The sequence below is a fragment of the Sphingomonas sp. LR59 genome (genome assembly GCF_036855945.1).
GTDB lineage: Bacteria > Pseudomonadota > Alphaproteobacteria > Sphingomonadales > Sphingomonadaceae > Sphingomonas.
Genome location: NZ_JASPFL010000001.1, coordinates 2,968,844 through 2,992,998 on the forward strand (window position 1 = coordinate 2,968,844; position 24,155 = coordinate 2,992,998).

Below are 24,155 nucleotides of genomic sequence, written 5' to 3' on the forward strand. Positions count from 1 at the left end.
GGTTGACGGCTCACTCCATCACCTGCCGCCATCCCAATGTTCGCCGCCACCCCGGAGAAGGCCGGGGCCCAGTTGGGAAGGTTGCAGTAACGACGCGCAGCGCCAGCCAATTGATGTCCCCCAACTGGGCCCCGGCCTTCGCCGGGGTGGTGCCTGCAATGGTGGTAGCGCTGGGGGTAGGTCGTGACCCACCCCGTCCCCTCGCGCGAGGCGATTGTGGCTACCGCGCATGAGTCGATCGCGCGCGGGTCGAAGAGCTTTGCCGCCGCCAGCCTCTTGTTCGACAAGCCTACGCGGGAGCGGGCCTGGCTGCTGTATGCGTGGTGCCGGCGGTGCGACGATATCGCCGATGGGCAGGATCATGGGCACGGGATGACCGTGGTCGAGGATGCTCCGGCCCGATTAGTGCAATTGTCGGCGATGACCGAGCAGGCTCTCGCGGGGGAAGTGGTCGGCGAGCCGGCGTTCGATGCGCTGCGAGATCTTTGCGGCCGAGACTCGGCTGCCGAAGCGGTTCGCACGTGATCTCGTCGAGGGCTTCGCGCTCGATGCGCGCGAGTGGCGGCCGCGGTCGGAGAACGACCTCTACAAATATTGCTACCATGTCGCGGGCGTCGTCGGGTGCATGATGGCGATTGCGATGGGCGTCGATCCCGAGGACGAGGATACGCTCGACCGCGCGTGCGACCTGGGGATGGCGTTCCAGCTCGCCAATATCGCGCGCGACGTCGAGGAGGATGACCGGGTCGGGCGGTGCTATGTGCCCGAGGAGTGGCTGGTCGAGATGGACTTTCCGCCGGGCCAGCACATGAAGCCGCCGTTTCGGTCTCGGCTCGCGCTGTTGACGAAGCGAATGGCGGATCGGGCTGCGGCGTTCGAGGCTAGCGCGCGGGAAGGGACACCGGCGTTGTCGTTCCGCTCGGCCTGGGCGGTGTTGTCGGCGGCGGGGATTTATGGGGCGATCGGGCGGACCGTGGCGGCTCGGGGGAGCACGCGTGGGATCACCGGGTGACGACGTCGGGGATGCAGAAGCTGGGGTTTATCGCAACGGCGGCGCGGGAGGCGGCTCAGCGGGAAAAACTGTATCCACGTACGGTACGAGACGCCCGGCTGTGGACGCGGCCTCGCTGATTACCGGCGTCTAGCTTGTTCTCCCGCGAACGCGGGAGTCCAGTCTGGGTCCCCCCTTCGCGGGGAAACAGTTTAGCCCTGCGACTTAGCCTTGCCGGCCTTTGCCATCAACTGGCCCTGCGCACGGCAGTTCGCGCCGATCATCGGGTACGGAACATCGGTATTCTGCGCCAGCTGATCGGGGAGCGCCGCGCGGCACTGCGCCATTGTCTCGTACCGCGCCGGAATGACCCGCGCCTCGGTGCAGTTCACGTTGCCGTCACCGCAGCCCATGATGGCCATGACGTAGAACAGCGGTTCCATTTCATTCTCCAGTGGCTCGCGGTGACAGGCAACGTGGCCGACATCAGACACGATACCAAAAGCGACGAAGTGGCAGGATTGTTCCGCCAACTGCTTTCGCCGGGGATTGACTGCGCCTACATCGCATCGATCCATGCCACCTGATACCTACACCTCCACCCGCGCGGACCAGCCGTTGCTGCCGACGCTCCGCCGCTTCCTGCCGTTCCTGTGGCCGGCGGGGCAGCCCAAGCTGAAGGCGCGGATCGTCGTTGCGATGCTGCTGGTGATCGCGTCGAAGCTGATCCAGGTGTTCGGCGCCGCGTTCACGCTGAAATATGCGGTCGACCGAATGGCGGGGAACGATCGCGGGGCGCTGACCTTGGTCGTGCTGCTGGTGGTCGGCTACGCGGCGTCGCGGTTCGGGACGACGTTGTTCGATAACCTGCGCAACGCGGTGTTCGAGCGGGTCGGGCAGGACGCGTCGCGGCGGCTGGCGGCGCAGGTATTTCGCCATCTGCATGCGCTGAGCCTCGATTTCCATCTGTCGCGGCGGACAGGTGCAGTCACGAAGGTGGTCGAGCGCGGCACCAAGAGCATCGACACGATGCTGTATTTCCTGCTGTTCAACATCGCGCCCACCGTGTTCGAACTCGTGCTGGTGCTCGGGCTGTTCTGGACCAAGTTCGGCTGGCCGCTGGTCGTCGCGACCGTCGTCATGGTGGTCGGCTACATCCTCTTCACGCGGATGGTGACCGACTGGCGCAACGCCTTGCGAGCACGCATGAACGACCTCGATACCGGCGCGGTCGCGCATGCGGTGGATTCGCTGCTGAACTTCGAGACGGTGAAGTATTTCGGCGCGGAGGAGCGCGAGGCGCGGCGCTACGACAGCGCGATCACCGCCTATTCCGAGGCGGCAGTGAAGAGCGAGAATTCGCTCGCGTGGCTGAATCTCGGCCAGGCGCTGATCACCAATGTGATGCTGGCGGGCGGCATGGGGTTCGTCGTGTGGCGGTGGAGTCGCGGCGAGGCGTCGGCGGGCGACGTGGTGTTCGTCTCGACGCTGCTGGCGCAGCTGTTCCGGCCGCTCGACCTGTTGGGGATGGTGTATCGCACGATCCGGCAGGGGGCGCTCGACATGGCGGCGATGTTCGACCTGATCGATACGCCGGCCACGGTCGTCGATGCGCCGGGCGCGCCGGCGCTGGCGGTGAACGCGGGGCATGTCCGGTTCGAGTGCGTGTCGTTCGGCTATGACGCGGGGCGGCCGATCTTGCGCGATCTCGAGCTGGACGTGCCGGCTGGGTCGACGTTGGCGGTGGTCGGGCCGTCGGGCGCGGGGAAGTCGACGCTCGCGCGGTTGCTGTACCGGTTCTACGACCTGACGGGCGGGCGGATTACCGTCGACGGGCAGGACATTTCGGAGGTTCGACAGGCATCTTTGCGCGCTGCGATCGGGATCGTGCCGCAGGATACGGTGCTGTTCAACGACACGATCGGGTACAATATCGCCTATGGCCGCGAGGGTGCGGAAATGCCCGAGGTCGAGATTGCCGCCAAGGGCGCGGCGATCGCGGGGTTCATCGAGCGCCAGCCGCTCGGGTATGAGACGCGGGTGGGCGAGCGTGGGTTGAAGCTGTCGGGCGGCGAGAAACAGCGTGTGGCGATTGCGCGGACGCTGTTGAAAAACCCGCCGATTTTGATTCTCGACGAGGCGACGTCGGCGCTGGATAGCCGGACCGAGGCCGAAATCCTCGACACGCTGGAGGCGATCGAGCGCGGGCGGACGACGATCGTGATCGCGCACCGGCTGTCGACCGTGGTGCATGCGGACCAGATCGTCGTGCTGGAGGCGGGGCGGATCGTCGAGAAGGGGACGCATGCGGACCTGCTGCGGCAGGACGGCGTGTATGCCGAGATGTGGAACCGGCAGGCGCAGGAGCGGGCTGGCGATGATGATGGGGCGTTGGCGGCGGAGTAGGCACGGGCAGTGCGTCGTCATTGATGATGAACGCTCACCATCGACTTTGCGATGTCAGACGTGTTTGGCACTCATCCCCTTAATACAGACCCGGATGCAGTCGAAGGACAGCTTAGCCTTCCGTGTTCTCCCGCGAAGGCAGGAGCACAGTCTGGGTCCCCGCCTTCGCGGGGAAACACGGAAGTGAGAGTGTGAATCCACCCAATCCACCACCCCGGCGAAGGCCGGGGCCCAATTGGGGGACGTTGCTAACGGATGGCAGCTCGTTGTCATTGCCACCTTTCCAATTGGGCCCCGACCTTCGCCGAGGTGGAGTGGGTGCTGGGGAGCATCGAAGGGGGCGTCGCGATGTACGAGGCGGCCTTCCGGTCACCCGCGAACGCGGGCCGCTAGGAATCACGGGCGATGGCGCTACTTCGTCCTGGGCCCCGCTTTCGCGGGGGAACAGAAGAGAGCGGGGACTAGGGGCGCTCGCTACGCTGGAATGGACGGGTCTAACTCGCGCAACCTTGCCTCGATCGCTTCCGAATATTGGTAGATGTGCGTCAAATCCGACAGTAAATGTCGCGTCTCGTCCTTGCCGGCAAACAACCCGAGATACTTGGTGGTAATCCCGTTGAAGTGCATCCGCGCGATGGTCTTGCGATTGTTGTCGTCCAGCAGGATCGCGCAATACGACTTCGCGTCGCGGACGATCACGCGTTTCGGGTCGACCAGGCGCGAGGCGATCGCCTGGATGATGTGGAAGCCGGAGATTTCCTCCTGCGTGGTGACGATGCCGTCCCCGTCGGACGGGTCGTCGGACGCGCCCGGCGGCAGGTCCTCGACCGGGCTCGATGCCTTCAGCGCCGATGACAGCCGTTCGTTGACGAAATCGCGGATCAGCGCGGCGATCGCGGGGGCGAGGAGCTTGGCGAACCCGTCCTTGATCGCCGGTGTCAGGCGGCCGCCATGGACACGCTGCGCCATCATCCGGACGAACTCGTCCGACGGCTCGGCGAACTCCTTCTCCAGTTCGAGGCGGATCAGCGACTGCGTCTTGAGGTTGCCGGCCTCCTGGACGATCTTGTCGATGTCGAATGCGGCCTTGGTGAACTTCTCGAGCGTGCGGATGTCGCCGGGCTTGATCGCGTCCATCGTGAAGGTGAAGAAGGGCTTGTCGTCCATCTTGTTCGGGCGCTCGATGTCCGAGTAGAACTGGTAGACGACGCCGTTGGTGAGCACCGCTAGCCGCGCATCGGTGACGCTGAAATAGCGGAACAGCTGGCCCGCGTGGTTGACGTTGAGCTGGACCGAAGACGGCTTGCACTCGATCAGGATCGACACTTTCCCGCCGGCGCAGATCGCGTAGTCGACCTTCTCGCCCTTCTTGGTGCCGACGTCCGCAGTGAATTCGGGCACGACCTCGGACGGGTTGAAGACGTCGTAGCCGAGCGACTGGAGGAACGGCATGACGAGCGCGGTCTTCGCCGCCTCCTCGGTCAGCAGGACTTCGCGGTGTTCGATCGTGCGCTTCTGCAGTTCGGCCAGCCTGATGTTCAGTTCCATGCGCGTCCCCCCGGATTGAACGGGGAGGATGCGCAGGAAGTTGCGGCGGTCCATGAGCGGACCGCGAGAACCCGACCCGATCTCGATCTATTGCGCGCGGCGAGTGCGGCGCCAGTAGAGGAAGGAATAGAGGATCGGCGTCGCGACCGTCACCAGCATCAGCGCGATGACGAACGAGGTGCGGTTTTCGCTGTGCATCGGCAGCACCGCGACCAGGATCAGCGCGAAACCCGCCGCCATCATGATCCGGCCGCCATAGCGGTGCGTGGCGATCCAGTTGTCGGGGTCTATGATCGCCCACGGCGTGCGGATGCCGACGAAGAAGCCCGGGCGCGACTTAGGCAGGACGTTGCCGAGCATCACGAACAGCGCGCCGATCCCGACGAGCATCGTCGTGGGCGGTAGCGCGAGCCCGAAGGCGGGCGCGGCGACCATCGCCTCGACGAGGATCATGATGCCGAGCAGCCCGACCCAGCCGGTGCGATAGAGCGGCGCGGATTGCTCGAGCTCGTCCTGCATCGGTTCGATCAAGGGCAGCGCTGCCATCATCAGCGATATTGCGATCGTGAGCGCGGCCGGCATGAACAACGCGGTGCCGGCGTTGGCGAAGCGATCGGGGAGACCGTCGGGCCCCCAGTGCGTCGGGAGTTGCGTACCGGCGGGCAGGCGACCGAGCGCGATCGCGGCGACGATCGCGAGGCCGGCGGCGGTCAGTGCGGAGGCTATGATCAGGTTTCGATAGCGCATGTGTCCCCCTTTTCGTGTGCGTCGCCGACGCGGAGCCGGCCCATGAAACCCATCACCACCTCCTCCATCACCGACAGGTCGAGTGTGTAGACGATCGACGTGCCGCGGTTCTCGGCCTGGATCAGGCCCGCCGCCTTCAGCTTGGCGAAGTGGTTCGACATGGTCGGTTTCGACACCGCGAATGCATCCGCGAGCGCGCCCGCGGTCATCGCGCCGCCTTTGAGCAGCTCGAGAATGCGGCGGCGCGTCGGGTGCGCGAGGGCGTCGAAGACCAAGTCCATGGGGGGTTTATATTAGGACACAGGCTAATTAGCAATATGGCTAATTATTATATCGCAGCGCACAGGTCTAGCACCTCCCCGGCGGAGGCCAGGGTCCAGTTGGGAATGTTGCTCGACTAGGGACGATGCGCGGTTACTCCAGCCTTCCCAATTGGGCCCCGGCCTTCGCCGGGGGTTATGCTCTTGGGTTGGGGCGAGGCCCAATCCCAGTTCCTCCTTCGCGATAACACCCGCGCTATCCTCGACATCGCCCCGAGGATCGCTACCTAGGCGGCAATGGCACTCGACCCCCTCCCCGATCTCCAGCGCATCTTCGGTTTCCCCGATTTCCGCGGGGTGCAGCGCGATGTCGTCGACCGGGTGCTGGCGGGGCAGCGGACGCTGGCGGTCATGCCGACGGGGGCGGGCAAGTCGCTGTGCTACCAGTTGCCGGCGACGATGCTGGAGGGGACGTGCGTGGTCGTGTCGCCGCTGATCGCGTTGATGCATGATCAGTTGCGGGCAGCGACGGCTGTGGGGATCAAGGCGGCGACTCTGACCTCGGTCGATACCAATCGCGAGGAGACGATCGCGCGGTTTCGGGCGGGCGATCTGGACCTGCTGTACGTGGCGCCGGAACGGGCTTCGAACGAGAGTTTTCGCAACCTGCTCAGCCAGGCCAAGCTCAGCTTGTTTGCGATCGACGAGGCGCATTGCGTCAGCGAGTGGGGGCATGACTTCCGGCCGGACTACCGGTTGCTGCGGCCTCTGCTCGACAGCTTTCCGGATGTGCCACGGCTCGCGCTGACCGCGACGGCGGATGCGCATACGCGGGCGGATATCCTGGAGCAGCTGGGGATCTCGCAGGAAGGGCTGATCGTGTCGGGGTTCGACCGGCCGAACATCCGCTATGCGATTTCGGGGCGCGACAACGTCAACCGGCAGATCGCCGACATCCTCGAGAAGATCCCGGGGCCGGGGATCGTTTACGCGCAGACGCGGGCGGCGACCGAGAAGCTGGCGGAAGCGCTGGGACGGAGCGGGCGGCCGACGCGGGCCTATCATGCCGGACTCGATCCGCAGGTGCGCGCGAAGAACCAGGCGGATTTCGTCGCGAGCGAGGACATGGTGATCTGCGCCACGGTCGCGTTCGGGATGGGGATCGACAAGCCCGACGTGCGGTTCGTGGCGCATGCCGGGCTGCCGAAGTCGATCGAGGCCTATTATCAGGAAACCGGCCGTGCGGGGCGCGACGGCGATCCGGCGATCGCGCACCTGTTCTGGGGCGCGGAGGATTTCGCGCGCGCTCGGCAGCGGATCGGCGAGGTCGAGCCCGAGCGGCAGGCGGGCGAGCGGCAGCGGCTGACCGCGATGGGCGGGCTGGTCGAGACGGCCGGGTGCCGGCGGCGGATCCTGCTCAAGCATTTCGGCGAGGAGCGGCTCGAGGATTGCGGGAATTGCGACAATTGCCTCGGCAATGTTGATGCGGTCGACGCGACCGAGACCGCGCGGAAATTCCTGTCGGCGGTGTTCCGGACCGGGCAGATGTTCGGCGTGGGGTATATCGAGGGCATCCTGACCGGGGTATCGTCGGAGCGGAGCCTGATGAACGGGCATGAGGCGCTGTCGGTGTACGGGATCGTCGATGGCGACGAGGTTGCGTTGCTCAAACCCGTGTCGCGGGCGCTGATGCTGAAGGATGCGCTCAGGACCAATCCGCATGGGGGCTGGAGTTCGGGCCGGCGGCGAAGGCTATCCTCAAGGGCGAGGCGGCGGTGTCGATCGTCGTGCCGCCCAAGCGCGAGCGGCGGCGCAAGGGGCGGTTGGCGCTACGCCGAACCCGGTCGACGATCCGCTGTTCGAGGCGTTGCGCGTGCGGCGGCGCGATCTGGCGAAGGAAGCGGGCGTTCCGCCGTATGTGATCTTCCACGATTCGGTGCTGCGTGACATTGCGCGGCAGCGGCCGGCGTCGCGGGCCGAGCTCAGCCTGTTATCAGGCATTGGCGCGCGGAAACTCGACGCCTATGGGGATGCCTTCCTCCAGGTTGTCCGCGAGCTCGCATGATACGGCAAATAAACGAAAGTATTTCGGTCGCGCCGCAGATCGCGGTCGAGCAGGTCGCGGAGATCGCCGCGGCGGGATACACGACCATCGTCAACAATCGTCCCGACGACGAGGATGCGGGACAGCCTTCGGGCGACGCGATCCGCGCGGCGGCGGAAGCGGCTGGGCTGAAGTACGTCTCGATTCCGGTGACGCATGCGGGGTTCTCGCATCCGCAGATCGACGCGATGACGCAGGCGCTGACCGACTCCGACGGGCCCGTGCTGGCGTATTGCCGATCGGGAACGCGGAGCTGCAATCTCTGGGCGCTGGCGGCAGCGAAGGCGGGGCGGAATCCGAACCTGCTGCTCGCGCAGGCCGAAGACGCCGGGTACGACCTGCGCGGAATCCGACCGATGCTGGACGCGCTCGCAGGGCCGCGATGACGCCTGCGATCGTCGGCGGCATCGTGGCCGTCGTTGTGGTGCTGCTCGCCGGTCTGGGCTGGGTGGTCGTGCGGATGCGGCGGGTCGTCAAGATCGAGACTCCGGAAGAGGCGGCGGACGCGGCGCAGGCGCAGCTCGCCGGATTTGCCGTGGCCGGCGCGGTGGTCGGCGCCGATGGCCAGGGTGCGCTGGCGATCGCGGATGACGGGCGCGTTGCTGCGGTGAAGCGGATCGGCAAGCGACTGGCGGTGCGCGAGGTGTCCTGGCGGACGGTGCGGGCGACGCAAGAGGGTATCCTGGTGGAGACTGGCGACAAGGCTTTGGGGGCAGTGATGCTCGCGCAGGTCGACGTGCTGGATATCCGGCGGTTGGCGCCGAAGAGCGTGCGGGTTTAGGCGCGATTTTTGGCGGGGTTTGCGGCGTGCGCAAGTCTGCCGCCCCGCTCGCCCAGTCCGCCTGCAGCCAGCCCGCTCGCCCAGCCCCTCCCCGTTCGTCCTGAGTAGCTGCTGAGCTTGTCGAAGCGGCGTATCGAAGGAGGGTTGGCGCGCGGAACCCATCCTCGATACGCGCCCTCGATACTCTCCTGATGGAGCTGTTCGGTCGCCACTCAGCACGATCGGTTGGGGGTGTTTGCGCTGGTCGTATCGGGGCGCCGCGCCACCCCGGCGAAGGCCGGGGCCCAATTGGGGGACGGCGATAACGAAGGACTGTCCATCGTTACATTGACCTTGCCAATTGGGCCCCGGCCTCCGCCGGGGAGGAGCTGGCGCGTAGGACTTGAGCGCCGACCAATGCGGGGAGACGGCACTCTTCTGCTCCCCTTCCGCTTGCAGGAGGGGTCGGGGGAGGGGTTAGCCTCATGGACCGGACGCCAGTACGTACGTCGGCCCCTCCCTAACCCCTCCCGCAAGCGGGAGGGGATTGAACCGCCGTTGCTTTGCTTGGTCCTGGGCTCCCGCGTTCGCGGGAGAACATGGTGGGTGTCCTTACCCCCTCACACTCGATCGAAGTCCCCCTTCGATCGACATAAAAATGGCCCGGTGTGTTGCCACACCGAGCCAAGGTTGTCCGCAGGAGGAACGTCGTGGGTGCGGGCTCGGGTGGCCCGCTACCGAACTAGTCGTAGGCGCGTTCGCCGTGCTCGCCGAGATCGAGGCCTTCGCGCTCGACTTCCTCCGAGACCCGCAAGCCGGTCAGCGCCTTGGCGATGTAGATCGCGATCACGGTGCCGATCGCCGCCCAGACGATCGTGGTCGCAACAGCAGCGACCTGAACGAAGAGCTGGTGGCCCATGTCGAAATCGGGCTTGCCGGGGCCGCCGAACGCGGGCGAGTAGACGATGCCGGTGCCGATCGCGCCGATCATGCCGCCGATGCCGTGGATGCCGAACGCGTCGAGCGCATCGTCATAGCCGAGCTTCGGCTTGAGGAACGTCACCGCATAATAGCAGACCACCGACGCGACCGCGCCGAGGATGATCGCACCGAACGGGCCCGAGTTGCCCGCCGCCGGCGTGACCGCGACGAGCCCGGCGATGATCCCCGAGCAGAAGCCCAGAGCCGAGCCCTTGTGGCCGTTGACGCGCTCGACCAGCATCCAGGCGAGGCCTGCCGAGGCGGTGGCGACGAAGGTGTTGAGCATCGCGAGACCTGCAGAGCCGTTGGCCTCGAGCGCCGAGCCGGCGTTGAAGCCGAACCAGCCGACCCAGAGCAGCCCGGTGCCGATTCCCGTCATCGTCAGCGAATGCGGTGCCATGCGATCGGTGGGATAGCCGAGGCGCTTGCCGAGGATCAGCGCCGCCACCAGTGCCGAGACACCGGCGTTGATGTGGACGACGGTGCCGCCGGCGAAATCGAGTGCGCCCATCTTGAAGAACTTGCCACCCGATGCCCAAACCATGTGCGCGACCGGGAAATACACGATCGTCAGCCAGACGATGGCGAACACCATCACCGCCGAGAACTTCATCCGCTCGACCACCGAGCCGAGCACGAGCGCGACGGTGATCGCGGCGAACGTCATCTGGAAGCAGATGAAGACATATTCGGGGATCGCGACGCCTGCGGTGAAGGTGGCCGCGGTGGAGTCGGGCGTGATGCCGCGGAGCAGCGCCTTGCCGAAGCCCGAGATATACTCGCCGCCCCCGTCGCCGAACGCCATCGTGTAGCCGTACATCACCCACAACAGCATCGCGAGACACGCGACCGCGCCGATCTGCGTCATCGTCGACAGCATGTTCTTCGACCGGGTGAGACCGCCGTAGAACAGCGCGAGGCCGGGGACGATCATCATCAACACCAGCAGCGTCGACGTCATCATCCAGGCGGTGTCGCCCTTGTTCACGGTCGCGACAGGCGCGGCAGCAGCCTGAGCCCAAGCCGGGGCGGCAGCGATCATCGCCGCTCCAAGTCCCAGAGCCGCGACGGCGGCCTTTTTCATGTCATGCTTCATCATGTCCCCCCTCAGAGCGCTGAATCGTCGGTTTCGCCGGTGCGGATCCGCACTGCCTGGCCGACGTCGAGCACGAAGATCTTGCCGTCGCCGATCGCGCCGGTGTTCGCCGATGCCTGGATCGCCTCGACCACGCGGTCGGACAGGCTGGCGGCGCAGACCACCTCGATCTTGATCTTCGGCACCATGTTGGTGCTGTACTCGGCCCCCCGATAGATCTCGGTCTGGCCCTTTTGACGGCCGAACCCCTTGACCTCGGTGACCGTCATGCCCGCCACGCCGATCGTGGTGAGCGCTTCGCGCACCTCGTCGAGCTTGAACGGCTTGATGATGGCAATGACGAGTTTCATCGCGCCCCTTCCCCTTGTTACGGAAGGGGCCTCGCAATGTGCGTGCCAGTTGCGGTGTGGAGGGGTGAGGTGTGCTTGCGGGGGCGCGCAGAGGGGAATTGGCGGTTAAAACTTGTGCAGTGCGGTGCGGGTGCTCGAAAAACGGGCAGCTATCTTTCCGTCATGCCGGGCTTGTTCCGGCATCCACCGCGCCGCGTACTCACGAGCGTTTGGTTTGCGGGACCGTGGATGCCGGAACGAGCCCGGCATGACGGAGTGGGAGGGCGACGGAGTGGGTGGATGACGGGGTTTGCTTGCCCCCGCCAGCCCCATGCCAAACTCAATGGCGGAAGTGGCGCATGCCGGTGAAGACCATCGCCAGGCCGGCTTCGTCCGCCGCGGCGATGACGTCGGCGTCGCGGATCGAGCCGCCGGGCTGGATCACCGCCGTCGCGCCGGCCTCGACCGCCGCGAGCAATCCGTCGGCGAACGGGAAGAACGCGTCGGAGGCGACCGCCGAGCCGATCGTGCGCGGGGTGGACCAGCCGGCCTTCTCCGCGGCGTCCTTGCCTTCCACGCGGCGATGCGCGCGGATTCGAGGCGGTTCATCTGGCCGGCGCCGATGCCCGCGGTGCTGCCGTCCTTGGCGTAGACGATCGCGTTGGACTTGGTGTGCTTGGCGACGGTCCAGGCGAAGCGGCAGTCGATCAGTTCCTGCTCGGTCGGCTGGCGCTTGGTGACGACCTTCAACTCGCCGGGCGTGCCGTTGTCGCGGCCCTGGACGAGCCAGCCGCCGGCGATCGACTTCGCCGTCAAACCCGCGCGGGCGGGATCGGGGAGGTCGCCTGTCAGCAGCAGGCGGAGGTTCTTCTTGGCGGCGAACAGCGCGATCGCCTCTTCGTCGGCATCGGGGGCGACGACGACTTCGGTGAAGATGCCGGTGATCGCGCGCGCGGTCTCGGCGTCGAGCGTGCGGTTGACGGCGATGATGCCGCCGAATGCAGACACGGTGTCGCAGGCGAACGCTGCGGCATAGGCTTCGGCGAGCGTTGCGCCGGTGGCTACACCGCAGGGGTTGGCGTGCTTGACAATCACCACCGAGGGTTCGGCGTCGCGGAATTCTGCGATGAGCTCCAATGCGGCGTCGGCGTCGTTGAGGTTGTTGTAGCTGAGCGCCTTGCCCTGGAGCTGGCGGGCCTGGCCGATGCCGCGGACGGTACCCGTTGCGGTATAGAAGGCGGCGGACTGGTGCGGGTTCTCGCCATAGCGGAGCGTGTCGCCGCGCTTGAGCGTGATCGGCAGGGTGGCGGGGAATTCCTCGGCCTGATCGACCGTGCCGAACCAGGTTGCGATGGCGGAGTCATAGGCGGCGGTGGTGGCGAAGGCTTTTGCAGCCAGTTTCTTGCGGTCGTCCAGCGTCGTCGTGCCGCCGGAGACGAGTGCGTAGTCGGCGGGGTCGGTGACGATCGCGACATAGGCGTGGTTCTTGGCCGCCGAGCGCACCATGCTGGGGCCGCCGATGTCGATGTTCTCGATCACGGTGTCGCGGTCGGCGCCCTTCGCGACGGTGGCTTCGAACGGGTACAAGTTGACGATCACGAGGTCGATCGCGCCGATCTTGTGCTCGGCCATCGAGGCGGCGTGGCCGGCGTCGTCGCGGACCGCGAGGAGCCCGCCGTGGACCATCGGGTGGAGCGTCTTGACGCGGCCGTCCATCATTTCGGGGAAGCCGGTGAGTTCGCTGACGTCGCGGACTTCTAGCCCGGCGGCGCGGAGGGCGGTGGCGGTGCCGCCGGTGGAGACGAGTTCTACGCCGTTTGCGGCCAGCGCCTTGCCGAGATCGACGATCCCGGTCTTGTCGGAGACGGACAGGAGCGCGCGCTTGATCGGGATGCTGGTCATGAGGGTCTTTCGTGTTCCGGGGGCCACCGTGCGGCGGTGCCTTAGCGTTGGTTGACGTTGGGGAACAGGGGGCGTGCGGGTGACTCCCGTCCACCATTTCCCGTCATCCTGACGAAAGTCAGGATCCAGAGCCACGAAGGTGGTCGTTTGGTATCCTGGGTCCTGACTTTCGTCAGGATGTCGGAGGTGGGTTGGCTGGCGTGGTTCTTCGCGTTGCGTCCGGGCAGACGTTGGGTCAGGCCTTCTTCAGCGCCCAGCTCACACTCGCGCCGCCGGCCGCTGCTTCACCCGTGATCATCAGCTGCTGCGTCGCGACCGGGCGGCCGTCGGCGTCGATCCAGACGCTGTCCTCGACCACCAGCGCGCCGCCGCGGCAGCGGAATTGCCAGAGCGCGCCACCGGGAAGGCGGAGGATCGCGCCGAGGCCGTCCGCGGTGGGGGAGACCTGGACGCCCTCCCCCAGGTGGAAGCGGATCGCGAACAGCGACAATCCGGCCCGTCGCTTGCGGCCCTGCGGCAACAGTGCGTCCTCGCCGCGGAGTTCGCGGCCGTCGCCGGTGAGCATCAGCTGGCGGCGGTGGAGGAAGCCCCAGCGGCGGACGTAACCGTCGTGGCTTGCCTCGATCCGGCTGGCGGCATCCGATTCCTGGCGGCTGAGCTCGACTTCGCCGACGCCGCGGCCGAGCGTGCCGTCGGCTAGGATCGCGGTCGAGTTGCTGTCGGCGATCGTCAGCGTGGAATGCGCGGCAGTCGAGCGCAAACCCTCGACCATCGCCGGCGGCAGTTGCGCGATGCCGGCTCGCGCGCCGCCGCAGTTGACGACGATCCGCGCCGGGCCGTCCGAGAATTCGAACGCCAGCGTCGAGGCGCAACCGCCTTCGACGAGGCGTGCGATCGGGGGTGGCGCGGCGTCGACGATCAGGACCGCGGTACCGGCTGCGAGGCGTTGATAGCCCCAGTCGCGCGCCTGGCGGAGGGGACGCGTGCGGACGCCGCTGGCCTCGATGACTGCGGCGACCTGCGTTTCGCTTGCCGGGCCACCGCCCTGCCAGCTCGACAGGCCGCGATCGGCGTGCGCGACGCCGAGCAGCGCCGCAACCATCCGGGTGAGCGTGACCGCGACCGTCTCCGGGAGTTCGGCGCTGCGCGCAGCGTAGCTTTCCTGGAGGAGGGTGAGCAGCTGGATCGAATCGAGCAGCATCGCCGGGCTGCGCGAGACCGAACCGCCGTCGTCGAACAGACCGGTGCCGAGGGCGCGGAGCAGGCCGGCTTCACCGAACGCCTGGCGGGGTTCGCCGCCGGGGATTAGCAGGCCCGCCGCGACGACTCCGCACCATGCGGCGATGCGCGGGGCGCCGGCGGGGGCCTTGTCGGCGGTGCGGTCGAGGTGGAGGGCGCCCTTTGCGAGCGCGTTGAGCACCTTCGAACGGTAGATCTGGTCGGAGGACGACAGGATCAGCGGTGCATGCGCGGTCCAGGCGAGGATGCGGCGGCCCCACATGTCGGGGCGCCATGCGATCCCACCCTGCGTGTCGGCGTGCGCGGTCAGCCAGAGCCCCATGAGGTATTCGGCGATCGGGGCGCCCCGCGCACGGGTCGCGACGGTCGACAGGTCGCGCAGCCACGCAAAACTTTGCAGGTATTCGGCGAAGGGTTTGGGGAGCGGCTTCGATAGATCGAGCGTCTCGATATCGCGCGCTTCGCCGCGGAAAGAGAGGACGCCTTCGAGCAGCATTGTACCGCGCGGGATGTCGCCGAGGATCGGGTCGTCGGGGACCGCGATCAGCTTCAGCGGATACCGCCCCTTTAGGCGCAGCGTGTGGAGCGGGGTGCGCCACGTCAGGCGGTGGAAGCGCTCCGCCAGCCGATCGGCGAGCGACAGCCCCTTGTCGCCGCCGAGACGGATCAGGCGGCGGCCTTCGTCGATCCCGTCGGGGGCGGGATCGGTTACATGATCGGGGGCTTCGTTCACCCCCGCAACGCGGCGATGTTGGCAGCGTATTGCGATGGTCCGCCGCGGAAGACCGAAGTGCCCGCGACCAGTGCGTCGGCACCGGCCTCGATGCAGCGCCTGGCCCACTCCGCATCGACGCCGCCATCGACTTCGAGATCGATCGCGCGGCCGCTCTTTTCGATCATCGTGCGGATCGCCGAGATCTTCTTGAGCTGGCTCGGGATGAAGCTCTGCCCGCCGAAGCCCGGGTTGACGCTCATCACGAGAACGAGGTCGACCATGTCCATGAGGTAGTCGAGCATCTTCGCGGGCGTGCCGGGGCAGATCACCACCCCGGCGCGCTTCCCGAGGCCCTTGATGTGCTGGAGCGAGCGGTGGATGTGCGGCCCGGCTTCGTAATGCACGGTGATGCAGTCGGCGCCGGCCTCCGCGAACGCGTCGAGATACGCGTCGACGGGCGAGATCATCAGGTGGACGTCGAACGGCTTGGTGGTGACGCCGCGGACCGACTTCATGACCGCGGGACCGAACGAGATGTTGGGGACGAAATGGCCGTCCATCACGTCGATATGGATCCAGTCGGCGCCGGCTGCGTCGATGGCGCGGACTTCCTCGCCGAGCTTGGAGAAATCGGCGGAGAGGATCGAGGGGGCGATGCGGACGGGTTGCATGGGATTGTCCTAGCGCGGGATTCACGCGGTGCGAAGTCCCCGTCGATTCTCCCCTGCAAGGGGAGGATTGCTTAGCTGCGCTTCAATCGGGCGATGAAGAAGCCGTCGCAGCCGCCTTGGTCGGCCAGCATGCCGGGGAGCGTGCGGATCGTGCCGGTTTCTGTTGGCGTGATGCCGGCAGGGATTTCGGACTGGTCGACCGGCGCGATCGTGTAATCGCTGCGCGCCGCGAGGAACGCGTCGAGTTGCGCTTCGCCTTCCGACGGTTCGAGCGAGCAGGTGGCGTACACCAAGGTGCCGCCGGGCTTCACCCAGTCCGCGGCCCGCGCGAAGATCCGCGCCTGCAACGCCGCGGTTTCGGCGATGATCGAGGGGCGGACGCGGTGGAGGACGTCGGGGTGGCGGCGGAAGATGCCCGTCGCGCTGCACGGCGCGTCGATCAGGATCGCGTCGGCGGGCTCGGCAGGCGCCCATTCGAGGATGTCGGCGTTGACGACCTCGGCCTTCAGGTGCGTGCGGTAGAGGTTCTCGCGCAGGCGCTTGATCCGGCTCTGCGAATTGTCGACCGAGGTGACGGTCCAGCCCGCGCTCGCGAGTTGCAGCGTCTTGCCGCCCGGCGCCGCGCAGAGATCGAGAACATGGCCCTCCCCTTACCCAGCAACCGCGCGGGGAGCGAGGCGGCGATGTCCTGCACCCACCAGGCGCCGTCGCCGAAGCCGGCCATGTCGGGGACCGAATCATGGTCGCCCAAGCGCAGGTGACCGGGCATGAAGCTTTCACCGCCGAGTTTCTCGCGCCAGCCTTCGGTTTCGGACGGATCGGCGATCGTCAGGTCGAGCGGGGGCACCTGCGCGATCGCGCGACCCGCGGCGTCGACCATCTCCTCGCCCCAGGCGGCTTCCCAGCGCAGTTCGACCGGGGCCGGCAGCGTCGGCACCTCGGGGAGCAGCATGTTGGCGCGGAACAGCGTGCCGAACACGCCGTGGACGAGTTTGCGCGGGCCGCCGTCGACCAGCGGCAACACCGTCGAGATCGCGGCGTGCGAGGGGGTGCCGAGGATCAGCACCTGGACCAGAGCGATGCGCAGCGCCATGCGCGCCTTCGCGTCGTCGGGCAGGTTCGTCTTGGTGACCGAATCGATCAGCGCGTCGAGATCGGGGAGGCGGCGCAGCGTCTCGGCGGCGATCGCGTGCGCGAGGCCGCGATCGGGGCCGTGGATCGCGCGGGTTGCGGCCGGCAATGCGGATTCGAGCGACTCGCCGCGACGCAGGACGGCGTCGAGCAGGCGGAGCGCGGCGCGGCGGGTCGGGACGCCGAGCGGCTCGGGAGCGTGGGTATAGTCGGGCATATCAAGGTCCTTCGCGTTCGGTTTGGCGCGCGGCTTGTGGCAAAGCGGCGCGACAGGGCCCATGTGGCGGTTACGACGCCAACACGCAAATCCGGAGAGCCGCGATGGGCCAGCGCCCCGATCATCTGAAGCCACCCGAGTATCTGGCGAAGAATACGCCGGTGCCGAAACCCGAGGCGATCGTGCCGGACAAGGACCCCGAGCCGCGCGATCCTACGCGCTATGGCGACTGGGAGCTGAAGGGCATGGCGATCGATTTCTGATCTCCCGTCATCCTGACGAAAGTCAGGATCCAGGATCACAAGCGGCACCGTATTCGGCTCTGGATCCTGACTTTCGTCAGGATGACGGATGTAATCTGCGGCAGCGGTCCTGACGCAGGCGGAACGATTTCCCCGGCGGCGCGTCGCCGCTATGATGAGGGGATTCTTCGCAAAACGCTGGGTTAAAGTCACCGGCATCGTTGTTGCGAGCGTGCTCGTGCTGGGGCTGGTGGGGCTTGCCGCGTTTCCGTGGGGGTCGCTGAAAGGCGTGATCGAGCGGCAGCTGACCGCGCGGTTCGGGCGGCCGGTGACGATCGGCGGGATCGAGCGGGTCGACGCGTTCGGGTTCAATCCGACGATCCGGATCACGAACGTGCGCATTCCGCAGGCGGCATGGGCGGGCAAAGGCGACTTCGTTCAGCTGCGCGAGGCCGAAGCGACGTTCTCTGGCATCAGCCTGCTAAAGGGCGCGTTCGGGCCGCGCGACGTGAAAGCGCGCGGGCTGCATCTGGTGCTAGTGCGCGACAAGCATGGCCGGACCAACTGGGAGCGGCCGGGCAAGCCCAAGGGCGGCGGCAGTTCGACCGATCTCGACGGGCTGACGATCAGCGACAGCGCGATCGAGTATCGCGACGACAAGCAGGATCGCTTCGTCACCGCGCGGTTCGTGTCGGATCCGGTCCACGGTATCCGCGCGACCGGATCGGGCACGATCCGCGGGGCGGCGGTGCGGATCGCGGTCGCGGGGCCGTCGGTGGCGAAGTTCCAGGGCAAGCCCTGGCCGTTCACCGCGTCGATTGATGGCGATGCTCTTTCGATCTCCGCCAAGGGCCAGATGGATCGGCCGCTCGATACCGACGCGATGAGCCTCGACGTGACGGCGCGCGCGACCGATCTCAAATTGATCGACGCGGTGATCGAGGCGGGGCTGTTCCGCACGCAGCCGGTATCGTTCAGCGCGCACGTCCGCCACGACCAGCCGAAATGGACGGTGACGCAGTTGAAGGGCGTGGTCGGGCGGTCGGACTTCGCGGGGCACGTCACGGTCGACAAGCAGGCCGGCCGCAGCAAGGTCGATGGCGACATCGTCTCGCGGCAGTTCGATTTCGGCGATCTGGCGTCTGACGAGGGCAAGGCGGAGGGCGCTGCGCTGGAGCGCGCGATCGGGCCGCGGCTGGTGCCGAACACGCGGATCGATATCGGCAAGATCGACAGGACCGACGCGCGGATGGGGTTTCGGATCGGGCGGATCGTGAGCGCGAAGGGTGCGTCGCCGATCCTGTCCGCCAAGGGCGTGCTGGCGATCGATCATCAGCTTCTGACTCTGAGCGAGCTGGTCGCACGGCTGTCGCATGGCAATGTCACCGGCAAGGTGACGGTCGACCAGCGCGGCGACCGGAAGGTGCCGACGGTCGATATCGACCTCCGGTTGCGCGGGAGCAGCGTGCAGGCGCTGGCGGGCGGCGGTGGCGATTTCAGCGGCAACGTCAGCGCGAGGGTGCGGCTGAAGGGACCGGGCGAGACGATCCGTGCGGCGGTCGGGCGGTCGAACGGGACGATCGGGTTCGTCGCGCGGGATGGTCAGTTGCCGCAGGGTATCGCCGCTGCGCTCGGGTTCGATGCGGCGCGGGCGTTGCTGGCGAAGGATGGCGAGCGCGCGGGGCTGCGGTGCGTGGTGCTGAAGCTCGATGTGACGCGCGGGCAAGGGCGGGTCGATCCGATGATTGTCGATACCACCGCGAGCCAGTTGCGCGGCGAGGGGAGCGTGTTGTTTCCGGGGAGACGCTGAACATCAGGCTGACGGGCACGCCGAAACAGCATGCGCTGCTGCGGTTGCCGGGGTCGGCGTACATGACCGGGACGATCGAGCGGCCGACTGTGACGATCCCGCCCGAGGTGAAGTCGGTGGGGAATATCTTCAAGGCGATCGGCCGCGCGATTTCGGGTAATCAGGGGCCGACGGCGAGCGATGCGGATTGTTCGGGGTTGGCGGCGCGGGTGTTGCGGTAGCAGGTCAGACCCGCCCCACGCCGTCACCTCGGACTCGTTCCGGGGTCCACGGTGCCGCGAACCGACGCTGTCTGAGTGTGCGGAACGGTGGATGCCGGAACGAGCCCGGCATGACGAAGGTTGGCGGTCAGCCCGCCTCGCCCTTGAGTGGCCTGGCGAGCAGGTCGCCGATTACGTCGCTGACCGGGGCACCTTCCAGCAGGCGGCAGACGGCTTCGGTGATCGGCATATCGACGTCGGCGTCGCGCGCGGCTTCGCGGAGGACGGGGGCGGTGAAGGCGCCTTCTGCTACCGTCCGGCGGTCGGACAGGAGGGTGGCGGCAGAGTCGCCTCTCCCCAGACCGACGCCGAGCGAGAAGTTGCGCGAGCTGGTCGAGGAGCAGGTTAGGACGAGATCGCCCAAGCCCGATAGCCCGGCGAGCGTTTCCGCGCGCGCACCGCGAGCGAGGCCGAAGCGGGTCATTTCTGCGAATCCGCGCGCGATCAGGGCGGCGCGGGCGTTCTGGCCGAGACCTGCGCCTTCGACCACGCCGCAGCCGATCGCGAGGACGTTCTTTACCGCGCCGCCGATCTCCGCACCGACGACGTCGGTCGAAGCGTAGGTGCGGAAATGGCGCGCGGCCAACCGCGCGGCAAGGCGTTCGCCGAGGTCGGCATCTTCGCAGGCGAGCGTCACGGCGGTGGGGAGGCCAGCGGCGACCTCATGCGCGAAGGTGGGCCCGGAGAGGACGGCGATCGGCGCGTCGGGATGGACAGCGCGGGCGACCTCGCCGACGAGGCGCTTGGTGCCGGCTTCGATGCCTTTTGCGCAGAGGACGAGCGGGATGCGGCCGACCGGGGCGGCGGCAAGGACGCTGCCGACGTGTTGCGCGGGGGCGACGACGAGAATCGCGTCCATGTCGGCAAGCGCCTCGAGGTCTTCGGTGGCGCGGATCGTTGGGGAGAGCGCTACGCCGGCGAGGAAGAGGCTGTTTTCGTGATGCGCGTTGATCGACTCGACGACCGCGGTTTCGCGCGCCCAGAGGATGACGTCGCGGCCTTCGTGCGCGGCGACCTGCGCGAGCGCGGTGCCCCAAGCGCCGCCGCCGATGACGCCGATTTTCATGCCTTCACTCCTGCGCCACGCACGGCTTCGGCGTTAGGATCGAGCGGCCAGCGTGGACGCGCAGCGACGTCGAGCGGGTCGGTGAGACCGGCGGCGAAGCGCTCGGCGCCCGCCCAGCCGATCATTGCGGCGTTATCCGTGCAGAGCCACAAGGGCGGCGCGACGAAGCGGAGGCCGTGTGCGCTCGCAAGGGACTGCAATGCCGAGCGGACCGCGGTGTTCGCGGCGACCCCGCCCGCGACGACCAGCGCGGTGGCGCCGTGTGCGGTCCGCAACGCCTTGGTCGTGCGATCGATCAGGCAGTCGACGACTGCGGCCTGGAACGAGGCGGCGAGGTCCTCGGGCGAATACTGGCCGACCACGCGCGCGACCGCGCTCTTGAGGCCAGCGAACGAGAAATGCGGTTCGGCCGAGCCTTTGAGCGGGCGTGGCAGCGGGACCGCCTTCGGGTTGCCGAGTGCGGCGGCACGTTCCACGGCGGGACCGCCGGGAAAGCCCAGGCCAAGCAGCTTGGCGGTCTTGTCGAAGGCTTCACCTGCCGCGTCGTCGATCGTCGTCGCCAACCGCCGGTACGCGCCGACGCCCTCGACCAGCAGCAGCTGGCAATGGCCGCCCGAGACTAGCAACAGCAGATAGGGGAATTCGAGATCCGGGTCGGACAGACGCGGCGACAGCGCGTGGCCTTCTAGATGATTGACCGCGATCAACGGTTTCCCCGCGGCATGCGCGAGCGCCTTGCCCGTCACCAGCCCGACCATGACGCCGCCGATCAGCCCCGGCCCGGCGGTCGCGGCGATCGCGTCGACATCGGCGAGCCTCAGCTTCGCGTCGGCCAGAGCGGCAACGATCAGCGGCTCGAGTGCCTCGACATGCGCGCGCGCGGCGATTTCGGGGACGACGCCGCCGAACGGGGCGTGCGCGGCTTCCTGCCCCAGCAGGCGGTGCGCGAGGACCTGACGGTCGCCGGTGACGAGCGCGGCGGCGGTTTCGTCGCAGGAGGATTCGATGCCGAGAATGATCATCGCGTGTCTGTATAGGGGTGCGAGAAGCTTGTCGAAGGGGGCTCCTTTCTGCATGGCCCACCGGATGACTCGTTTTCGGCTCGGTACGCGCGGTTCGCCGCTGGCGCTCACCCAAGCGGGCATGGTGCGCGATGCACTGTGCGCGGCGCAAGGCTGGTCGCCCGAAATGGTCGAGATCGTGGTGATCCGCACGACCGGGGACCGCGTGCAGGATCGCGCGCTCGCCGAGATCGGCGGCAAGGCGCTGTGGACCAAGGAACTCGATCGCGCGCTACACGACGGCGATATCGATTGCGCGGTGCATTCGATGAAGGACGTCGAGACGATCCGACCCGCGACGCTGAAGATTGCGGCGATGCTCCCGAGGGCCGACGTCAGAGACCGGCTGATCGGCGCGGAGACGCTCGCCGACCTGCGCCCACATGCAGTGGTTGGCACGAGTTCGCCGCGGCGGCGCGCGCAGATGCTGCGGCTGCGACCCGACCTAGAGATCGTGCTGATCCGCGGGAATGTCGACACGCGGCTCGGCCGGGTCGCGAGTGGCGAGATGGATGCGACGTTGCTCGCCGCCGCCGGGCTCGACCGTCTCGGACGCGACGACGGCCATGCGATCCCGACCGACGTGATGTTGCCGGCCCCTGCCCAAGGCGCGGTCGGGGTCGAAGTGCTCGCCGGGAGCGCGGCGGGCGAGATCGTCGCGGCGATCGACCACCGCGATACGAGTGCGTGCGTGCTGACCGAGCGTGCGTTGCTCGCGCGGCTCGGGGCGGACTGCCATTCGCCGGTCGCGGCGCTGGCGTCGCTCGCGGGCGAGACGCTGACGTTGCGCGCCGAACTGATCGCCGAGGACGGCGCGTGCGACGTCGCGGGATCGATCGAGGGCACGGTCGACGACGATCTCGGGACGGCGCTGGCGGAGGATCTGCTGACCCGCGCGCCCGCCAGCGTCCGGCGACTGTTCGCCGCATGATGCCCCGATGACCCGCATGGTGGTGGTGCTGCGGCCGGAGCCCGGCAATACGCGCACCGCGACGGCGCTGCGTACGCTTGGGCTGGAGGTGCGGCAGGTCCCGCTGTTCGCGGTAGTGCCGGTCTATTGGACGCCGCCCAACCCGACCGGGTTCGACGGGCTGTTGCTGACGAGCGCGAACGCGGTGCGGCATGGCGGCACGGGGCTGGACCTGTTCAAGCGGTTGCCGGTCGTCGCGGTCGGTGCCTCGACCGCGGCGGCAGCGAGCGAGGCCGGGTTCGCGGTCGCGGTGACGGGCGGCGAGAATGCGCGCGCAGTAGTGGCCGAGGCGCGGGATCGGGGTTTCGCGCGGTTGCTGCATCTCGCCGGGCGCGAGCGGGCGCCGACCGAGGACGGCGTCGAGGCGGTCACCGTCTATGCGAGCGAGGCCGTCCCGGTGCCGGCTGACGTCGCGCGGTCGTTCGAGGATACGGTGGTCCTGGTGCATTCCGCCCGCGCCGCAACGCGGCTGGCCGAACTCGTCGATGGCGCCGGCGCGGACCGGTCTCGCATCGCGCTGGTCGCGATCAGCCGGGCGGTCGGCGACGCCGCCGCCGGGACAGGCTGGGGCGTCATGTCGATCGCGCCCGAACCGAGCGATTCCGCGGTTGTCGCAACCGCTGCTGCGTCTGCGAACACACGCACGATTGACCATCCGGCGCGCGACGGGGATAAGCACGCCATGAGCGACTACGTGCCTACCGATCGCCCACGGGCACGCGGACCCAAAATGGGCGTCATCCTCGTCCTGGTCGGGCTTGCGTTCGTCGCGGGCCTTGGCCTGATGGCGTATGCGGCCAAGACGGTGCCCTGGTTCGGCTTCACCCATTCGACCGCCGCTTCGACGACCGCGCAGCAAAAGGCTTCGTCGTCCGCGACCGGGTATATCCCGTCGCAGCCACTCGGCCCCGATGGCCAGCCGCAGGCCGCCGCGCCGGTCGATACCGCGGTGCTGGCGACGCGCGAGGCGACGCTGGCGGCGCAATTGACCGCGCTCGAGGCGCGCACCGCGGCGATCACCACCGATGCCAGTGCCGCCGGCGGGCAGGCGACGCGCGCCGAAGGGCTGATGGTCGCGTTCGCCGCACGACGCGCGCTCGATCGCGGGGTCGGGCTCGGCTATCTGGAGGAGCAGCTTCGCCTGCGCTTCGGTCAGGCGCAGCCGCGCGCGACGATGCTGCTGATCCAGGCCGCGCGTCAGCCGGTGACGCTGGAGGACCTCCGCCAGGGCCTCGACACGATCGCGCCCGACATCACGACCTCGACCGGCGAGGGCTGGCTCGACACGATCCAGCACCAGATCGATTCGCTGGTGGTACTGCGCAAGGCCGGCACGCCCTCGCCGATGCCCGCCGACCGCCTCGCGCGCGTTCGCCGGTTGCTCGAAGCGGGGCAGGTCGAGGCGGCAAGGGCGGAAGTGGCGCGCTTGCCCGGGGCGGCGCAGGCCGGCAACTGGATGGACGCCGCCCGCCGCTACGTCACCGCACGCCAGGCGCTCGACGTGATCGAGAACACCGCGCTGATCGGCCAGGCGGGTCAGCCACAACCCGCCCCGGTAGTGATCCCGACGCCGGTTCCCGAGATCATCGCGCCGGAGACATCCGCGGCGGACGGAGTCTGAGATCTTCGAACGCCAGGCGCAGGTGCCG

At 67.8% G+C, this 24,155-nt stretch carries 18 protein-coding genes and 4 pseudogenes; 10 read left to right on the forward strand and 12 right to left on the reverse strand.

What is annotated here, in order from left to right:
* Positions 1-183: 183 nt before the first annotated feature.
* Positions 184-1,131 (forward strand): annotated as a pseudogene (locus QP164_RS13815) (phytoene/squalene synthase family protein).
* 72 nt (positions 1,132-1,203) lie between these two features.
* Here QP164_RS13815 and QP164_RS13820 read toward each other — a convergent pair.
* On the reverse strand, positions 1,204-1,434 hold the full coding sequence (locus tag QP164_RS13820) for a hypothetical protein (protein ID WP_121886522.1): 231 nt from the start codon (positions 1,432-1,434) through the stop codon (positions 1,204-1,206).
* Positions 1,435-1,567: 133 nt separating this feature from the next.
* Between QP164_RS13820 and QP164_RS13825 the strand changes: the two genes are divergently transcribed.
* The gene (locus tag QP164_RS13825) at positions 1,568-3,397 is read left to right on the forward strand and encodes an ABCB family ABC transporter ATP-binding protein/permease (protein ID WP_333923514.1); all 1,830 of its coding nucleotides are present in this window, start codon (positions 1,568-1,570) and stop codon (positions 3,395-3,397) included.
* A 474-nt stretch (positions 3,398-3,871) separates the two neighbouring features.
* On the opposite strand, the gene QP164_RS13830 is transcribed toward QP164_RS13825, so the two are convergent.
* The 3 genes from QP164_RS13830 to QP164_RS13840 form a co-directional block, all read right to left on the reverse strand.
* Complete coding sequence (locus QP164_RS13830) at positions 3,872-4,945, reverse strand: type I restriction endonuclease (protein WP_333923515.1); 1,074 nt, start codon at positions 4,943-4,945, stop codon at positions 3,872-3,874.
* A gap of 87 nt (positions 4,946-5,032) precedes the next feature.
* Positions 5,033-5,692: an SdpI family protein gene (locus tag QP164_RS13835; protein ID WP_333923516.1), complete on the reverse strand. Its 660-nt coding sequence runs from the start codon at positions 5,690-5,692 to the stop codon at positions 5,033-5,035.
* Entirely contained in the window at positions 5,674-5,973 is a 300-nt protein-coding gene (locus QP164_RS13840; protein ID WP_333923517.1) for a metalloregulator ArsR/SmtB family transcription factor, read from the reverse strand. The genes QP164_RS13835 and QP164_RS13840 overlap by 19 nt, the downstream gene beginning before the upstream one ends.
* A 276-nt stretch (positions 5,974-6,249) precedes the next feature.
* Between QP164_RS13840 and recQ the strand changes: the two are divergent.
* From recQ to QP164_RS13855, 3 genes and pseudogenes are all read left to right on the forward strand, one after another.
* A pseudogene (gene recQ, locus QP164_RS13845) lies at positions 6,250-8,017 on the forward strand (DNA helicase RecQ).
* Positions 8,014-8,442, forward strand: coding sequence for a TIGR01244 family sulfur transferase (locus QP164_RS13850; RefSeq protein WP_333923518.1), 429 nt, complete (start codon positions 8,014-8,016; stop codon positions 8,440-8,442). Before recQ ends, QP164_RS13850 begins: the two are co-directional and overlap by 4 nt.
* Entirely contained in the window at positions 8,439-8,837 is a 399-nt protein-coding gene (locus QP164_RS13855; protein ID WP_333923519.1) for a hypothetical protein, read from the forward strand. Before QP164_RS13850 ends, QP164_RS13855 begins: the two co-directional genes overlap by 4 nt.
* 721 nt (positions 8,838-9,558) lie before the next feature.
* Here QP164_RS13855 and QP164_RS13860 read toward each other — a convergent pair.
* The 6 genes and pseudogenes from QP164_RS13860 to QP164_RS13885 form a co-directional block, all read right to left on the reverse strand.
* Complete coding sequence (locus tag QP164_RS13860) at positions 9,559-10,881, reverse strand: ammonium transporter (protein ID WP_431358312.1); 1,323 nt, start codon at positions 10,879-10,881, stop codon at positions 9,559-9,561.
* A 23-nt stretch (positions 10,882-10,904) separates the two neighbouring features.
* On the reverse strand, positions 10,905-11,243 hold the full coding sequence (locus tag QP164_RS13865) for a P-II family nitrogen regulator (protein WP_056053652.1): 339 nt from the start codon (positions 11,241-11,243) through the stop codon (positions 10,905-10,907).
* Positions 11,244-11,562: 319 nt separating this feature from the next.
* Positions 11,563-13,124: pseudogene (gene purH, locus QP164_RS13870) on the reverse strand (bifunctional phosphoribosylaminoimidazolecarboxamide formyltransferase/IMP cyclohydrolase).
* A 235-nt stretch (positions 13,125-13,359) separates the two neighbouring features.
* Complete coding sequence (locus QP164_RS13875) at positions 13,360-15,096, reverse strand: heparinase II/III family protein (protein ID WP_333923520.1); 1,737 nt, start codon at positions 15,094-15,096, stop codon at positions 13,360-13,362.
* Positions 15,093-15,749: a ribulose-phosphate 3-epimerase gene (rpe, locus tag QP164_RS13880; protein ID WP_333923521.1), complete on the reverse strand. Its 657-nt coding sequence runs from the start codon at positions 15,747-15,749 to the stop codon at positions 15,093-15,095. The genes QP164_RS13875 and rpe overlap by 4 nt, the downstream gene beginning before the upstream one ends.
* 71 nt (positions 15,750-15,820) lie before the next feature.
* Positions 15,821-17,097 (reverse strand): annotated as a pseudogene (locus QP164_RS13885) (RsmB/NOP family class I SAM-dependent RNA methyltransferase).
* Between the two features lie 104 nt (positions 17,098-17,201).
* Between QP164_RS13885 and QP164_RS13890 the strand changes: the two are divergent.
* From QP164_RS13890 to QP164_RS13900, 3 genes are all read left to right on the forward strand, one after another.
* Positions 17,202-17,360 carry a DUF1674 domain-containing protein gene (locus QP164_RS13890; RefSeq protein WP_082441494.1) on the forward strand — a complete coding sequence of 53 codons (159 nt, stop codon included), beginning with the start codon at positions 17,202-17,204 and terminating at the stop codon, positions 17,358-17,360.
* A gap of 154 nt (positions 17,361-17,514) precedes the next feature.
* The gene (locus QP164_RS13895; protein WP_333923522.1) at positions 17,515-19,149 is read left to right on the forward strand and encodes an AsmA family protein; all 1,635 of its coding nucleotides are present in this window, start codon (positions 17,515-17,517) and stop codon (positions 19,147-19,149) included.
* 62 nt (positions 19,150-19,211) lie between these two features.
* The gene (locus QP164_RS13900; RefSeq protein WP_333923523.1) at positions 19,212-19,370 is read left to right on the forward strand and encodes a hypothetical protein; all 159 of its coding nucleotides are present in this window, start codon (positions 19,212-19,214) and stop codon (positions 19,368-19,370) included.
* A 127-nt stretch (positions 19,371-19,497) separates the two neighbouring features.
* On the opposite strand, the gene QP164_RS13905 is transcribed toward QP164_RS13900, so the two are convergent.
* Positions 19,498-20,475, reverse strand: a complete 978-nt coding sequence (locus QP164_RS13905; RefSeq protein ID WP_333923524.1) for an NAD(P)H-dependent glycerol-3-phosphate dehydrogenase — start codon at positions 20,473-20,475, stop codon at positions 19,498-19,500.
* Positions 20,472-21,497, reverse strand: coding sequence for a tRNA (adenosine(37)-N6)-threonylcarbamoyltransferase complex transferase subunit TsaD (tsaD, locus tag QP164_RS13910; RefSeq protein ID WP_333923525.1), 1,026 nt, complete (start codon positions 21,495-21,497; stop codon positions 20,472-20,474). The genes QP164_RS13905 and tsaD overlap by 4 nt, the downstream gene beginning before the upstream one ends.
* Before the next feature lie 64 nt (positions 21,498-21,561).
* On the opposite strand from tsaD, the gene hemC reads away from it, so the two are divergent.
* Positions 21,562-22,467 carry a hydroxymethylbilane synthase gene (hemC, locus tag QP164_RS13915; protein ID WP_333923526.1) on the forward strand — a complete coding sequence of 302 codons (906 nt, stop codon included), beginning with the start codon at positions 21,562-21,564 and terminating at the stop codon, positions 22,465-22,467.
* A gap of 7 nt (positions 22,468-22,474) precedes the next feature.
* On the forward strand, positions 22,475-24,127 hold the full coding sequence (locus QP164_RS13920) for a uroporphyrinogen-III synthase (protein WP_333923527.1): 1,653 nt from the start codon (positions 22,475-22,477) through the stop codon (positions 24,125-24,127).
* Positions 24,128-24,155 lie beyond the last annotated feature (28 nt).